The organism is Methylobacterium sp. GXF4 (assembly GCF_000272495.1).
Lineage (GTDB): Bacteria > Pseudomonadota > Alphaproteobacteria > Rhizobiales > Beijerinckiaceae > Methylobacterium > Methylobacterium brachiatum.
The window spans coordinates 87,629-101,897 of the sequence record NZ_AKFK01000010.1 but is presented as its reverse complement, the minus strand read 5'-3'; the positions used below and the strand labels follow the sequence as shown (position 1 = coordinate 101,897).

12 protein-coding genes, 1 tRNA gene and 1 pseudogene are annotated in these 14,269 nt (G+C 65.5%); 8 read left to right on the top strand and 6 right to left on the bottom strand.

What is annotated here, in order from left to right:
- Window positions 1-265 precede the first annotated feature (265 nt).
- Window positions 266-1,114, top strand: a complete 849-nt coding sequence (gene pdxY, locus WYO_RS02030; protein WP_007558413.1) for a pyridoxal kinase PdxY — start codon at window positions 266-268, stop codon at window positions 1,112-1,114.
- Window positions 1,115-1,336: 222 nt separating this feature from the next.
- Here pdxY and WYO_RS02025 read toward each other — a convergent pair whose 3' ends face one another.
- The gene (locus tag WYO_RS02025) at window positions 1,337-1,816 is read right to left on the bottom strand and encodes an OsmC family protein (protein WP_007558411.1); all 480 of its coding nucleotides are present in this window, start codon (window positions 1,814-1,816) and stop codon (window positions 1,337-1,339) included.
- Between the two features lie 150 nt (window positions 1,817-1,966).
- Between WYO_RS02025 and WYO_RS02020 the strand changes: the two genes are divergently transcribed.
- From WYO_RS02020 to WYO_RS02000, 5 genes are all read left to right on the top strand, one after another.
- Entirely contained in the window at window positions 1,967-2,851 is an 885-nt protein-coding gene (locus tag WYO_RS02020; RefSeq protein ID WP_007558408.1) for a PhzF family phenazine biosynthesis protein, read from the top strand.
- A complete protein-coding gene (locus tag WYO_RS02015; protein WP_007558407.1) occupies window positions 2,844-3,548 on the top strand; it encodes a hypothetical protein in 705 nt (234 codons plus the stop codon). The genes WYO_RS02020 and WYO_RS02015 overlap by 8 nt, the downstream gene beginning before the upstream one ends.
- A 410-nt stretch (window positions 3,549-3,958) precedes the next feature.
- Window positions 3,959-4,936 (top strand): ABC transporter substrate-binding protein, encoded by a 978-nt coding sequence (locus tag WYO_RS02010; protein ID WP_007558405.1) that lies wholly within the window; start codon window positions 3,959-3,961, stop codon window positions 4,934-4,936.
- Between the two features lie 158 nt (window positions 4,937-5,094).
- A complete protein-coding gene (glgX, locus tag WYO_RS02005) occupies window positions 5,095-7,362 on the top strand; it encodes a glycogen debranching protein GlgX (protein ID WP_007558403.1) in 2,268 nt (755 codons plus the stop codon).
- 136 nt (window positions 7,363-7,498) lie between these two features.
- A tRNA-Ser gene (locus WYO_RS02000) sits at window positions 7,499-7,588 on the top strand.
- A gap of 1,783 nt (window positions 7,589-9,371) precedes the next feature.
- Here WYO_RS02000 and WYO_RS01985 read toward each other — a convergent pair.
- Together WYO_RS01985 and WYO_RS30610 are read right to left on the bottom strand one after the other, a co-directional pair.
- A complete protein-coding gene (locus WYO_RS01985; protein WP_007558397.1) occupies window positions 9,372-9,578 on the bottom strand; it encodes a hypothetical protein in 207 nt (68 codons plus the stop codon).
- Between the two features lie 31 nt (window positions 9,579-9,609).
- The gene (locus WYO_RS30610; protein WP_128754911.1) at window positions 9,610-10,149 is read right to left on the bottom strand and encodes a hypothetical protein; all 540 of its coding nucleotides are present in this window, start codon (window positions 10,147-10,149) and stop codon (window positions 9,610-9,612) included.
- 207 nt (window positions 10,150-10,356) lie between these two features.
- Between WYO_RS30610 and WYO_RS32010 the strand changes: the two genes are divergently transcribed.
- Window positions 10,357-10,638: a hypothetical protein gene (locus WYO_RS32010; RefSeq protein ID WP_210160728.1), complete on the top strand. Its 282-nt coding sequence runs from the start codon at window positions 10,357-10,359 to the stop codon at window positions 10,636-10,638.
- Between the two features lie 1,250 nt (window positions 10,639-11,888).
- Here WYO_RS32010 and WYO_RS29570 read toward each other — a convergent pair.
- Window positions 11,889-12,155: a hypothetical protein gene (locus WYO_RS29570; protein ID WP_081496914.1), complete on the bottom strand. Its 267-nt coding sequence runs from the start codon at window positions 12,153-12,155 to the stop codon at window positions 11,889-11,891.
- Between the two features lie 293 nt (window positions 12,156-12,448).
- Between WYO_RS29570 and WYO_RS29565 the strand changes: the two genes are divergently transcribed.
- Entirely contained in the window at window positions 12,449-12,691 is a 243-nt protein-coding gene (locus WYO_RS29565; protein ID WP_007558395.1) for a hypothetical protein, read from the top strand.
- Window positions 12,692-12,706: 15 nt separating this feature from the next.
- Here the strand turns inward: WYO_RS29565 and WYO_RS01980 are convergent, their stop codons facing one another.
- On the bottom strand, window positions 12,707-12,907 hold the full coding sequence (locus tag WYO_RS01980; RefSeq protein WP_128754910.1) for a hypothetical protein: 201 nt from the start codon (window positions 12,905-12,907) through the stop codon (window positions 12,707-12,709).
- Window positions 12,908-13,043: 136 nt separating this feature from the next.
- Window positions 13,044-14,250 (bottom strand): annotated as a pseudogene (locus WYO_RS29560) (IS3 family transposase).
- Between the last annotated feature and the right edge of the window lie 19 nt (window positions 14,251-14,269).

Below are 14,269 nucleotides of genomic sequence, written 5' to 3'. Positions count from 1 at the left end.
AGGGGTCAGGGGTGGGGGTGGTGCAGGATCGAGCGTCCCGGTGCCATCTGCCCCCCACCTCCAACGCCTCCCCGCAAGGGGGAGGAGCGTGCGTCCCGTCTCGCCGCAATCGCTGCGCCAAACACGTGGAAGGGCTGGGCTGAAACCCGATGCCGGCCGCCGGCTCAGGGCCCCACCGTCCCCGGTCTGCCCCCACCCGCGCTTGCGCCCGCGCCCCGGATCGCCGACAGCAACGGCTCTCCCACGGAACCGGGAATCACCCGCGTTGAACGTCCTGTCGATCCAGTCCCACGTCGCCTACGGCCATGTCGGCAACGCCTCGGCGGTGTTCCCGATGCAGCGGCTCGGAGTCGAGGTCTGGCCGGTCCACACGGTGCAGTTCTCCAACCACACCGGCTACGGGGCGTGGCGCGGCCCGGTCTTCGAGGCCGCGATGATCCGCGACGTGGTGCGGGGCATCGGCGAGCGCGGGGTGTTTCCCGCCTGCGACGCGGTGCTCTCGGGCTATATGGGCTCGGCCGAGATCGGGTCCGCGATCCTGGAGGCGGTGGATTCCGTGCGGGCGGCCAACCCGCAGGCGCTCTATTGCTGCGACCCGGTGATCGGCGACGTCGCGGAGGGCGTCTACGTGCGGCCGGGGATCGAGGCCTTTTTGCGCGAGCGCGCCGTGCCGGCGGCCGACATCCTCACCCCCAACCAGTTCGAGCTCGGCCTGCTCACCGGCCTGCCGAGCCGCACCCTGGCCGAGGCCGGGGCGGCGATCGCGGCGCTCCAGGCCCGGGGGCCCCGGGTGGTGCTGGTCACCTCGGCGCTCTGCGCGGACACGCCTTCCGACAGCCTCGACCTGCTGGCCGGGGCGGGGGGCCGGGTGTTCCGGGTCCGCACCCCGCGGCTCGCCATCGCGGTGAACGGGGCGGGCGACTGCATCGCGGCCCTGTTCCTGGTCCACTACGCCCGCACCGGCTCGGCCGAAGCGGCGCTCGGCGCCGCCGCCGCCTCGGTCTACGGCCTCCTGAAGCGCACCGCCGAAGCCGGCGCCCGGGAGATCCTCACCGTGGCCGCGCAGGAGGAGTATGTGAATCCGAGCGAGGTTTTTGTGGTGGAGGCGGTGTGAGGGGATTGGGTTGGGGGGCGTCGCGCAGGGCAGGGCCCTTGGGCCGCCGGGCGAGGTGCGGACTCCCTCTCCCGTGCGGGAGAGGGCTGGGGTGAGGGACGAGGTCCTTCCGGATACGGCGCATCCCTCACCCTGTCCCTCTCCCGCACGGGAGAGGGGACCCGCGCCTCAACAGACGACGGGTGAGCCTGCTCGCCCGCGCGGGACGCCGGCGACGCCCCCTCATTCCCCCGCCCGCACGATCGTCGGCTCGTGCGTCACGGTGAAATTCACCGAGCGGGCGATGAAGCATAGGGCGTGCGCCCGGTGGTGGAGCGCCAGGGCCTCGGCGGCGTCAGCGTCCGCGGTGATCGTCACGCGGGGGCGCAGGGTGACGGCGGTGAACTGGCCGGCGCCGTCGGCCTCCTCGGTCATGCGGCCCTCGGCCGTGTCCGTGTAGGCCGTCACCACGATCCCGGCCTGGGCGCAGAGGCCGAGATACCAGAGCTTGTGGCAAGCGCTGAGCGAGGCGACCAGCAGGTCCTCCGGGTTCCAGCGGGCCGGGTCGCCCCGGAAGGCCGGGTCCGAGGAGCCCGGGATCGGGGGCTTGCCCGGGACCTCCGCCGCGAAGGCGCGGTCGTAGCCGCGATAGGTCCGGGTGCCGGTGCCCCGGTTGCCGGTCCAGGTCACCGTGACCGCGTAGCTGTGCTCCGTCTCAGACATGGCGCCCTCCCGGCTGGACCGTCTGGGAAGCGGCACCGCACTCGGCTAGGCTTCCGGACCGCGCCGCCCGGATCGCATCGGGCGGCCGCACAGCCTAGCAAAGCGCACCGCCGCCAGCCGGTTGCGGGCGCCGCCTGGAGGACCGACACGATGGCGCGCCGCTTCGTCACCCTCGACGTGTTCACCGAGCAGGCACTCGCCGGCAACCCGCTGGCGGTGGTGCTCGACTCGGAGGGGCTCGACACGGCGGCGATGCAGGCCATCGCCGGGGAGTTCAACCTGTCCGAGACGGTGTTCGTGCTACCGCCGAGCGAGGCCCGCCACCGGGCGCGGCTGCGGATCTTCACGCCCCTGCACGAGCTGCCCTTCGCCGGCCATCCCACCGTGGGCGCGGCCGTGCTGCTGGCTTTGGAGGGGCCGGCGCAGGGGGATGCCCGGGCCTTCGGCCTGGAGGAGCGGATCGGGATCGTGCCCTGCGTGGTCGAGCCTTTCTCCGACGGGAGCGGCGGGCGGGCGCGGTTCAAGCTGCCGGCCCTGCCGGAATTCCTGGGCGAGGGGCCGGATCCGGCGGTGCTGGCGCCGCTCCTCGGGCTGGAGCCCGGCGATATCGGCACTGGCCGGCACGTCCCGAGCCGCCACGGGGTCGGCCCGAGCTTCACCTGCGTGCCCATCGCCACGGTGGCGGCGCTGGACGCCGCCAAACCCGCCCAGGGGCCCGAGGCCGCGGACGGGCTCTACCTCTATGCCCCCGATCCCGAGGCCACCGGCCAGAGCTGGCGGGTGCGGATGTTCGCGCCCCATCTCGGCCTCCGGGAGGATCCGGCCACCGGCTCGGCGGCCGCCGCCTTCGCGGGGGTGCTGATGCAGTTCGAGACCCTGGGGGAGGGCACCCACGACGTGGTGATCCGCCAGGGCGAGGCCATGGGCCGGCCGAGCGATATCGCGCTCCAGCTTACCGTCGAATCCGGCGCCCTGCGCTCGGTGGAGATTGGCGGCGCGGCCGTCATCGTGTCGGACGGACGTTTACGTGTCTGAGGGCTTCCGGATCAGCCGGCTCGCCGGCGTCACGGCCCGGCGCGTGGATTACGACTGGCCGTTTCCCCGGGACAACGCGGCGGCCATCGCCGACCATTGGCGGGCGCGGCTCGCCCGCAGCCCCGGGATGTTCGACGGCACCGTGCTGCTGGGCTGCGCCTGCGCGGTCGAGGCCGGGATCGCCCGGGTCGACCTGTTTCCGGCACGCTATTCCAGCTTCATCGCCTACCGGGATTGGGGGCGGACGGAGGGCGGCGTGGTCAACGCCTTCGCGGCGACCGTGCCCTGGAGCGCCGACGGCGCCGTGCTGCTCGGCGAGATGGGCGCCCACACGGCCAATGCCGGCCAGCTCTACTTCCCCTGCGGCACCCCGGACCTCGACGACGTGCGCGGCGACGCGGTCGACCTCGCCGGCAGCGCCGCCCGGGAGCTCGCCGAGGAGACCGGCCTCACCCTGCCGGAGGGCGCCGCGACGGCGTGGGTGATGCTGGCCGGGGCGGGGCAGTTGGCCTTCCTGCGCCCGGTGCTCTTCCCAGAGCCGGCGGAGGCTCTGTGCGCGCGCATCGCGGCCCATCACCGCCGCGAGGCCGAGCCGGAGCTTGCCGGGATCCACCTGGTGCGGGCCGCGGACGGCCCCGAGGCGGTCCGGATGCCGGGCTTCGTGCGGGCGTATCTCGCGGATGTTTTCGGGGGTTAGGGCGCCGAAGGCCGGTGGGATCAATCGCACAACGGCGACACGATAAACCACCCTGTCATTCCGGGGCGCCGCAGGCGAGCCCGGAATCCAGATCCGCCGCCGACGCAAGACCTGGAGCCATCCAGTGGTTCTGGATCCCGGGCTCCGCTGCGCGGCCCCGGGATGACAAGGAGAGTGAGAGAGCGGCCGGCGAACTCCCGATCTCTTGGTAGGAACAGGTCTTCTCTCGATGCGCCTGTCCCACCCCGACGATACCGATCTTCTCGCAGGGGCCGAGCGCGCAAAACACCATCACCCGAAGCGCCCGCAATACGGATCACCGTTTCCTTGTCCGCGGCAGGGGCTTCCTTAGACTTTGCCGCTCCGCTGGACCGCTCGCGCACGCGACGCCGAGCCACACGACAGGCCCCATGCCCCTCCGCTTCCCTGCTCCCCGCCTCACCCGCCGGCGCGCGGCCGCCGGGCTCGCCGCCGCCCTCGCGCTGTCCGCCGTCCCGTCGCGCGCGGCCGAGCCGGTGGTGCTGCGGGTCGGCGATCAGAAGGGCGGCAACCGCTCGCTGCTCGAGATCTCCGGCTTCGGAAAGGACCTGCCCTACACCATCGCCTGGTCGGAATTTCCCGCCGCCGCGCCGATCCTGGAGGCGCTCAATGCCGGCGCCCTCGATGTCGGCTATACCGGCGACCTGTCGCTGCTCACCGCCTACGCGGCCGGTGCCCCGATCAAGGCGATCGGCGGCACCAAGTCGGACCCGCGGAGCCAGGCGATCCTGGTACGCCAGGATTCGCCGATCCGCTCGGCCGCCGACCTCAGGGCCAAGCGCCTGGCCGGCACCCGCGGCGGCTGGGGCCAGTTCCTGATCGACGCGACCCTGGAGAAGGCCGGGATCAAGCTGGAGGACGCCACCTTCGCAGCCCTCAATCCCGTGGACGCCAAGGTTGCCCTGGTCGCCGGCTCGGTGGATGCCTGGGCGGTGTGGGAGCCCTACGTCTCCTTCGCGACCCTGAAGGACAAGGCCCGGGTGATCGCCGACGGCGAGGGCCTGACGCCGACCATCACCTTCATCGTCGCCTCCGACAGCGCCATCGCCACCAAGCGCGCCGCTGTGCAGGACCTGCTGGAGCGCCTGAACAAGGCCCGGCTGTGGTCCCTCGACCATCTCGACACCTACGCCAGGAGCACCGCCGCGCTGACCCGGATGCCCGAGGACGTGCTGCGCGCGGCCTACGGCGCCCAGCGATCCAGCCCGATTGGGATCGACGACGGCGTGGTGGCGGAGATCCAGGCGGCGTCCGATCGCGCCACGCGCTACGGGATCCTGGGCAAGCGCCTCGACGTGAGCCGGGTGCTCGATCGCAGCTTCACCGCGCCGGCCCCGAACGCGAACTGAGGCGAGCCCCGCCGGCCCCGAAATCGCACCGCAAAAATTCGCCCGCGCCGACGGGAGCTTCGCTGTGCCCGGGACGTTTGCGTTGCAGTCCGGATCACCGGCCGAGGCGCCCTGCGGTGCGCCGGCCGGCGTTCCGGGCTGCCAGCACCGGAGCTCCCATGGCCGACCCGATCCGTTCGACAAGCTCGTCCCGCGCGACCCGCACGCGCATCCAGGAAGGCCAACCCTATCCGCTCGGCGCCACCTGGGACGGGCTGGGCGTCAACTTCGCCCTGTTCTCGGCCCACGCCACCAAGGTCGAGCTCTGCCTGTTCGACGACCAGGGCGAGCAGGAGATCGAGCGGATCGAGCTCCCCGAATACACCGACGAGATCTGGCACGGCTACCTGCCGGATGCCCGCCCCGGCACGATCTACGGCTACCGGGTCCACGGCCCCTACGAGCCGAAGGCCGGCCACCGGTTCAACCACAACAAGCTGCTGATCGACCCCTACGCCAAGGGACTGGTGGGCTCGATCACCTGGAACCCGGCCTTGTTCGGCTACAAGATGGAATCGGGCGACGACCTGACCTTCGACGACCGCGACAGCGCGCCGTACAACCGCCGCTCGCGGGTGATCGACCCAGCCTTCACCTGGGGCCGGCACCGCAAGCCCAACGTGCCGTGGGAGAAGACGATCTTTTACGAGGCCCACGTAAAGGGCATGACCAAGCTCGACCCGCGGGTGCCGGAGAAGCTGCGCGGCACCTATGCTGGGCTCGGTACCCCGGACGTGCTCGACTACATCAAGAGCCTCGGCGTCACCTCGGTGGAGCTGCTGCCGGTGCATTCCTTCGTGCAGGACGATTACCTGCAGCAGAAGAACCTGGTGAATTACTGGGGCTACAACACGATCTCGTTCTTCACGCCCGCCCGGCGCTACGCGGCGGTGCCGGACTTCGCCTTCTCCGAGTTCAAGGAGATGGTCTCGCGCTTCCACGGCGCTGGCCTCGAGGTCATCCTCGATGTGGTCTACAACCATACCGCCGAGGGCAACGAGAAGGGCCCGACCCTGTCGTTCAAGGGCGTCGATAACGCCTCCTACTATCGGCTGATGCCGGGCGAGCCGCGCTACTACATCAACGACACCGGCACTGGGAACACCTTCAACCTGTCGCATCCGCGGGTGCTGCAGCTGGTGACCGATAGCTTGCGCTACTGGGCGACCGAGATGAAGGTCGACGGTTTCCGGTTCGACCTCGCCACGATCCTCGGCCGCGAGCCCTACGGCTTCGACGAGGGCGGCGGCTTCCTCGACACCTGCCGGCAGGACCCGGTGCTCAACGGCGTCAAGCTGATCGCCGAGCCGTGGGATTGCGGCCCCGGCGGCTATCAGGTCGGCGGCTTCCCGCCCGGCTGGGCCGAGTGGAACGACCGGTTCCGCGACGACGTGCGCGCCTATTGGCGGGGCGATCCCGGCCTGCTCCCGGACCTCGCCGCCCGGGTCTCTGGCTCGGCCGACAAGTTCAACAAGCGCGGCCGCAAGCCCTGGGCCTCGGTGAACTTCCTCACCGCCCATGACGGCTTCACCCTGCACGACACGGTCGCCTACAACGAGAAGCACAACGAGGCGAACGGCGAGGGCAACCGCGACGGCCACTCGCACAACCTCTCGTACAATTACGGGGTCGAGGGCCCGACCGACGACCCGGAGATCCAGGCGGTGCGCCTGCGTCAGATGCGCAACATGCTGGCGACCCTATTCCTGTCCCGCGGCACGCCGATGCTGCTGGCCGGCGACGAGTTCGCCCGCACCCAGGGCGGCAACAACAACGCCTATTGCCAGGACAACGAGGTCTCCTGGCTCGACTGGGGGGCGATCGGCGACGAGCAGCGGGACCTGGCCGAGTTCACCCAGCGCCTGATCATCCTGCGCAACGCCCTGCCGATCCTCAGCCGCGGACGCTTCCTCACCGGCCAGTACGACGAGGAATTCGGGGTCAAGGACGTCACCTGGCTGCGCCCGGACGGGGGCGAGATGGCCAGCGAGAACTGGTCCGAGGGGGGAGCGAAGGCCTTCGCAGTCCAGCTCGACGGCCGCGCCCAGGCCACCGGCCTGCACCGCCGCGGCGGCGACGCGACGCTGCTGATCATGTTCAACGCCCACCACGACCTGGTGACGTTCACCCTGCCCGAATCGCCTAACGGCATCGCCTGGACCCGGCTGCTCGACACCAACCTGCCTGACAGCCAGGACGTTGAGAGCTTCAAATTCGGCACCGGCTACGACGTGACCGGGCGCTCGCTGCTAATGTTCGTGCTCAAGCCGGAGGACACCCCAGGCGACGACGCCACCGAGATGGAGCGCTCCTACCAGCACGTGATGCAGGCCTACGAGCGCGCCAACGTGGAGAGCGTGCACTTCCACCTCGACCCCGAAGCGTAAAACGCCCGGGCGGGACGGTTTTCGTCCCGCCCGGGCCCCGCCGCCTTGCGCCCGGCGGCGCACCCGGCTAACAGCACCCCACCGCGCGGCCCTGGTCGCGCCCGGCGCCTTGCGCCCGGGCGCCGTGTCCGCGGCCGGAGGGGTGGCCGAGTGGTTGAAGGCGCACGCCTGGAAAGTGTGTATACGGGAAACCGTATCGCGGGTTCGAATCCCGCTCCCTCCGCCATCTGACCCGCACAAACCGTTATTTTGCAACGAGTTAGCGGTTTCCATCCTAACCTTGCTTACAATGATACCTACAAGCCCCTCGCACGGGATGCGCGAGCGGCGTTCGTTAGGAATGTGAGTTGACCGGAACGGTCGTCCCGGTATTCGCGGAATGTAGGTTGGCAGTGAGATGCGCCGACCTTCCCCGTCCGCCCCGAAGTGCCCCTCAACCCACAGATGGGGCGGGCGTGGTTGCAGTTGACGTTGGCAGTGCGCCGACGGCGTTCGCGAAAACTTCCACATAGGTGAGAGACAAGCTTTGCCGTGCAGCGGTAGCGCGGGAGGGTCGACCTCACACTCGACCTCCACGCCCGCGGTGATCGTTTTCCTCCCCCGATAGCGATAGGTCAGCGGGCGTGGGCGTCGGGAGGGGGTCGCGAACTGCTCCCCCCCCAAGCTCCCATAGCTTTCGCCAACTTGGCGACTCCTCAGCAGGCCAAGTGACAGAGTTTGCCACTTGGACCGACGCAGATCTGCGTTCGTCGTGGCCGACCGTGCAGATGCCAACTTGGCGCCTGCACCGGCTACGGGGGTGGTAAAACACCACATCCTCACCGCATCGAGGCCAGCGTCCGCAGGTCCGCCCGCACGTTATGCGCTAGTGGCGTTCGTTAGGCTGTGCATGCATTTTGCATTCAGTTTGAGGTCGGATTGGTCTCCGATCTCCCCGCCCGCCCCGACAAGCTTTCCTCCCCCGACTGCTCGAAGGGCGGGCGTGGATGCTGTGATGGCTAGCTGGCCGGGCAGAACGGTTTCCGTCCAGCAAGCTTCAGCATAAGGTGGCGGCGTCGGCACGCCTTGAGGGGGCGGTACGTCGGCCTTTCACGCCCGTCTCAGGCTCGCCCCAAGCTGCAAGGGGCGGGCGTGGATGCCAGGGGGTCGCGAATTGCTACCCCCTAAGCTCAACTTAGCCCTCCCCAACTTGGCGACTCCTCGGCCGACCAAGTGGCCAAGTTGGCCACTTGAACCGACACAGAGATGCGTTCGTCGTGGCCGCCCGTGCAGATGCCAACTTGGCGCCTGCACCGGCCAAGGGGGTCGTAAAACACCACCCCCTCACCGCATCGAGGCCAGCGACGGCAGGTCCGCCCGCACGCGATGCGCGAGCAGCGTTTGTGAGGGGCGTAATCAAGCCCGATCATTTCCTGGTCGCGCCTCTGGGAACCATCGACAAGCCCCCGAGCTTCCTAGCTTGACCGTGGGATGACCTGCACCTTCCGCGGCTCCGTGAGATGCCACCGTTCCCAGTGGCGGTACGAGAGGAGACATTCCTTGCGCACTTCGATGATCACCGCGGCCCTGCTCGCCACGCTCGGCGCCGCCGCTCTCGCGCCCCCTGCCTCGGCGGCCCCTCTCAGCCCGGCTCCGGCAGTGGCCGTCGCCGGCGTCCATGACAGCATCGTAGACGCTCGCTGGCACCCGATCCGCCGTATGCGTCGCATGATGCATCGGAACCAGCACCACCGCCGATAGCAGCCGAGCGGTCGCTGCCAGCGACATCGCCCAAGGCTCGGCCGCGGATGACACCGCAGCCGGGCCTTTCTTTTGCAATTGGAGCATCGGTCTGCTTCACCGCATCGAGGCCAGCGATGGCAGGTCCGCCCGAGCGGTTAGAGCCTCAGCTCGCCGCACCCGATCCCGGGACCGAGCGAACGCTGCATCACCGTCCCGGTACAGCATGTCTGATCGGGCGAGATCGAAGCGGGCGAGCCGGAGCATCCGGACCGCGAGGAAGGTGTAGATCACGCGCATAGCTTGATCACCTCCCGCAGGACCGTGATCACCATGCTCTCAAGGCCGTCCGGTGCCCTATTCTGCGCCGGATCCTTGAATGGGAATGTGTGAGACAGGTAGTCCTGAAGGCAGAGACGAGCCTTGGCATTCAGGTCGGCATGAGTCACCGACGGCTCTGCTAACGCGCGATCCCAGACCTCACCGTACAGCTCCATCTCGGCATCAAGTTTGTCGTCGTCTCAGTCCTCAGCCTCGCACCGAGGAAGTATGCCCGCCCAATGGGCAGTCGCCCAATCGCATGCGCGGGCTAAGATCAGCAAGATACTTTGGATTAAATATCTCGGCGCAACCCATCAGGTCACACGCTCGGCCTAATCTCTCCACGTGCGTATCACGTCCCGTGACGGCTCTGAGAGTTAGCTGCGCTGAATTAGACGCTAACTTTGTCGCAAAATCTGATCGGTCAATTAGCATCATCTCGAATAAGTAGAGTGTTCCCTGAAGAGACTTCCTCAGCAAAATGAAGGAAACCGCCATCTTACCTTTGCGAGAAGCCTCAAGCGCCTCATAAATCAAACTCAACGCATCAGATAAAGCCGCTGAAAAAACGTTGGACGCTAGTATATTTTCTAGATTTTCGCCCCTGTCTTGTTTTTGAAGCCATGCAAATATGTCATCAGAGGCTTCGAATGATGCACGCTCAACTTCATTCTCGAAATTTATTGCAGTGTAAAAGGATTTTTGTTCGACACCTGATTTTAGCAGTGTAAGCATGATGTCATGCATTGCGAAACAAAATTCGTGGGCAGGATGAATAGCCTCAGGTAATCTAATGTTTTACCTGCCGGCAATTGAGGATACGGTACCGGACATGAACGCTTCCTTTGGGAGAAACAGACTCGAAGCCAGCAATATCGGTGCTACGTGTAAATCCGCCGGTGGCGCCGAGCAAGGTGAAGTCTGCCATGATGACGGCATTAACGAGGGTCGATCTTGGCCGACCGCGAAGCTACCGACTTACAGAAGGCGATAATCGATGAAGATTTTTTCTTGCGCGGTCGAATAATATCACACTACTCTCATGCAGGGTTTCTGCTTGGAGATTTTTCGGTCAAATGCCACACACTTGGGCTGTATCAGGTGGACGATTTTAGGTTTCCATATCGCCTCGAAAGCAAGCTAGCCGTCGTTCGAGAAATATCAAGATCTGTCGTAGCCATCCAGAAATATGAAAGCCGCATCAATGGTCTAATCGACGAAATTTTTGCTTTTTAAGAAACGCGTCATTTCATGGCTCACAGTTGGATAATGCCAAAATACAATAAGACACAAAATCTCATCGAAATGAGCATGTATATTTAGAAAAAGGCCATCCCCTTATCCTCCAGATACGAGAATTCGACTTGGATCAAATGAGATCTCTTAGCGACTCGGCATCAAATTTTGTCGGACGAATGATCGACTTTTTCGTGAGATATATTTGAACGAGAAACTTGAGAGCAACTGACAGCGTGCTGGTAGTGTGGCCTTGCTCCCATGCGCACAGCCCTCGCCGCCCTCGCCTTCGTCGTCGCTGCCGGTCGGGCACGCGGCAGAAGGACCGGCTGCCCTCGCCACGGGATCAGTCTCTGAGCTGCCGCCTTCTCTCTAATATGAACCGCTTCGCACTCATCGGCATCTTCGCAGCCCTCTTCGCCGGGATCGTAGCCATCGGAGGCACTTGGTCATACGTGACGAGCATCAGCCCGGCCGTTGGGCCTGATACGAGCTCTACGCCCAATCCAACCGCGCAGAGGAAGCGGCCGTAGCTCGGCTTGCGGGACCCATACAAAAAGCCCGCGCCGGCGAACCGGGCGGGCGAAGGTTATGATTTCGAACTCTAGGGGGAGTCGAAAATCGCAGGGACCATACCGCAAATACCGGTAGAGGAAAGCCCGCCACGATGCTGGATCGGGCGGGCTTTCAGCCTCGGACAAAGGTGTCACCTCGGTGCCCGAGGCTCTGATGGCGCCAGCTGTTGAGACGGGCGCCGCAAACAATTTTAGTGCTGCAGCGCAACAAGGAAACCCGCCTCGGCAGTGCGCCGGGTGGGCTGAAGTTGTCATTGGGCTTCGAGCGCTATGCATGGCCCAGCCGATGCTGGTTCGCTTCGCCCGTTTGGATGACGTCAGGGCCTCACTCCGCCTTCGGCGTCTGCCGCCCATGGTTCTGGACCACGTCGCGGAATAGATTGGCTAGAGACGCATGCGGCAACCCTACGGTGAGTGCGACTTTCAGGCTGCGCTCAGGCCCATCAGCCCTACGGCCATTTGCCAACCAGCGACCAACATCGCGGCGATCCACGCCACCGTCGCGGCCCCGCCTGTGACCAGGATCAATACAACAAGGCGGTCCATCCGGGGGGGCATGGACTGATCTTGAACCAGAGCTGTCCCAATCTGAGCCATAATTCACCGCCTAATCAACGCACTTTATCGATATTTGCAAGCTTTGTTCCTGCTGCGAGCAACGGTACCGCCTGCCACTCAAGAGCATAAAATGTAGATCACACTCGCTGGAGCGATCACCGCATTGGCTGCGCCAATCAGAGCAAGAATCATGACGGCGTTCGCATGAAGTTTCGGCTTGTCCTTGAACAGCCACTCAGCAGGAAACGCGAGCACTGTTATTGGTAGCATGCATACGACTATTGCGATCCATAGCAGCGCGCCGGGCACTAAGAGGAAAATACCTAATCTGCTTCTGGGTAAAAATTCGCTCAGTTGCTCGCGTGTGAGGATGGCTTGTGCCATTGGACGCGCCACTCCTCTTCCAGTCGGCTACTACAACTGAAAGTAGTATATGCTCGGCGGCGCTACCTCAACGGGAGATCGCTCAGTGTCGGGAGGCGGATTACGCAGAACCTAAGCAGTAGTTGCGCGCCTGATTATCCACCGGCCTTCACCATCTGCCGCCCGTGGTTCTGCATGAAAAAGCACGTCCCGCAGCAGGCGAGTTAACGATTCGTTAACGAAATTTGTTAACATATCTTTACGTGCCGAAGTCGGTCGCAAGGCAGCCCCTTCAAGCAGAGGGTCTAATTCTCATGCGTTTCTACTTCGACTTTGAGAATGGCGAGGAAGCTGTCCGAGACAGCAACGGCTTCGAGGCGGTTAATCTAAAACAAGCTCTGGCCGATGCTCTGGATATAATCCTCGAAGTGGCTGAAGAGACCGCCGCTAACCGACCAGATGATCTATGGACATTGGTCGTACGGGACCAGACCAAAGCACCGGTCGCGTACCTGCCAATTAGGAAGAATGTGACTCAGGTCGCTCTGGCGGCCTGACCGCGCTGCGCACCCTCAGGTGCCACCAGCCGGCACCATCGTCCGCCCACGCTGCAGCACGACATCCTTGAACAGATTGTCGGAGGCCGAGGTGCGGACGCTGGTTTCCGGCCCAGGCTTCTGAACGAGGACGTTGACGCTGCCGTTCGCCCCGATCTCGCGTCCGAGTTGGCCGAGGCTCGACAGGCTGCCGGAGAGGCTGTTCGGCGCGTTCACGACGCCGGCCACCGCTACGCCGGTGCCAAGGCTCGTGACACCGATCGTTACCAAGGCGGGGTTGAGAACGGTCTGTGCCGCCTGCCTCGCCGATCTGGCCGCGCCTGATCGTCCCCCGACTTCACGGACATGGGGTTTAGCTCGCGTTCCGTTCGGCTTGCTCGGGCGTGATGTAGCCGAGTGCCGAGTGGATGCGCTGCCGATTGTAGTAGCCTTCGATGTAAGCGAACAAGTCGCGTCGGGCCTCGTCCCGGGTCGCCCATTGTCGCTGGTGGACAAGTTCGACCTTGAGAGTGTGGAAGTCCTTCGGCAAGCTCAGGATGAGGGCTTTCCATCGGAGCGTTATCGTGAGCCCCAGCCGGTCCGGCTCATGGAGGGGATCGCCTTCATGCCGACGAGTTGCTTTCGATAGGCCTCGGCGGCGTACTGGCTGCCGCGATCAGAATGACAGATGAGCCCAGCGGCCGGTCTCTGCCGTTGGGTGGCCATCATCAGGGCGGCCAACGTCAACTCGGTCCGCATGTGATCACGCATGGACCAGCCGACGATCTTGCGAGTGGCGAGATCGAGCACGGCGGCCAGGTAGAGCCAGCCCTCGCCGGTGGGCAGGTACGTGATGTCGGCGAGCCAGACCGTGTTGGGCAGCGCGGCGGAGAACTGCTGCTTCAGGAGGTTGGGGGCGATCGGCAGATCGTGGCGGCTGTCGGTCGTGCAGGGCCGGAATCGGCGCCCTGCCAGGGCTCGGCTGCCATGACGGCGCATCAGGCGCTCCACCCGCCCTCGACTGGCCGTTCGTCCCTCCGCACAAAGGGTGGCATGCACCCGAGGCGAGCCGTAGCGCCTGTGATGCCCGGCATGAATACGCCGGATGTCGTCGAGAAGGCGACGGTTGGACGCCGACCGGGCACTCTCGGGACGAGATCGCCAGTCGTAGTAGCCGCTGTGAGAGACTTCGAGCACGCGGCACATGAGACGCACCGGCCAGGTGCTCGCATGCTGCTCGATGAAAGCGAACGTCACTTGGGCATCTCCGCAAAGATGCCGATCGCTTTTTTTAGGACGTCGCGCTCCATGCGCGTCCGATCGAGTTCACGGCGCAGACGAACGATCTCAGCGGCTTGGTCGGAGGGGGAAGCCACCGGGCTCGCAGCCGCGGCTCCTGGTGATGCTGCTGCCCGTGGTGGTGAAGAGCCTCCCATCAGCGCCGTGCGCCACTGCCTCAGCATGGAGGGTTGGATCCCAAGTTCGGCCGCGATCTGCATCTGTGGTCGCCCGCTGCTTTCCAGCAGGGCCACCGCCTCGCGTTTAAACTCGGGCGTGAACTCGCGTCTCGTCTTCGCCATCAAACACCTTCCCAGCCCG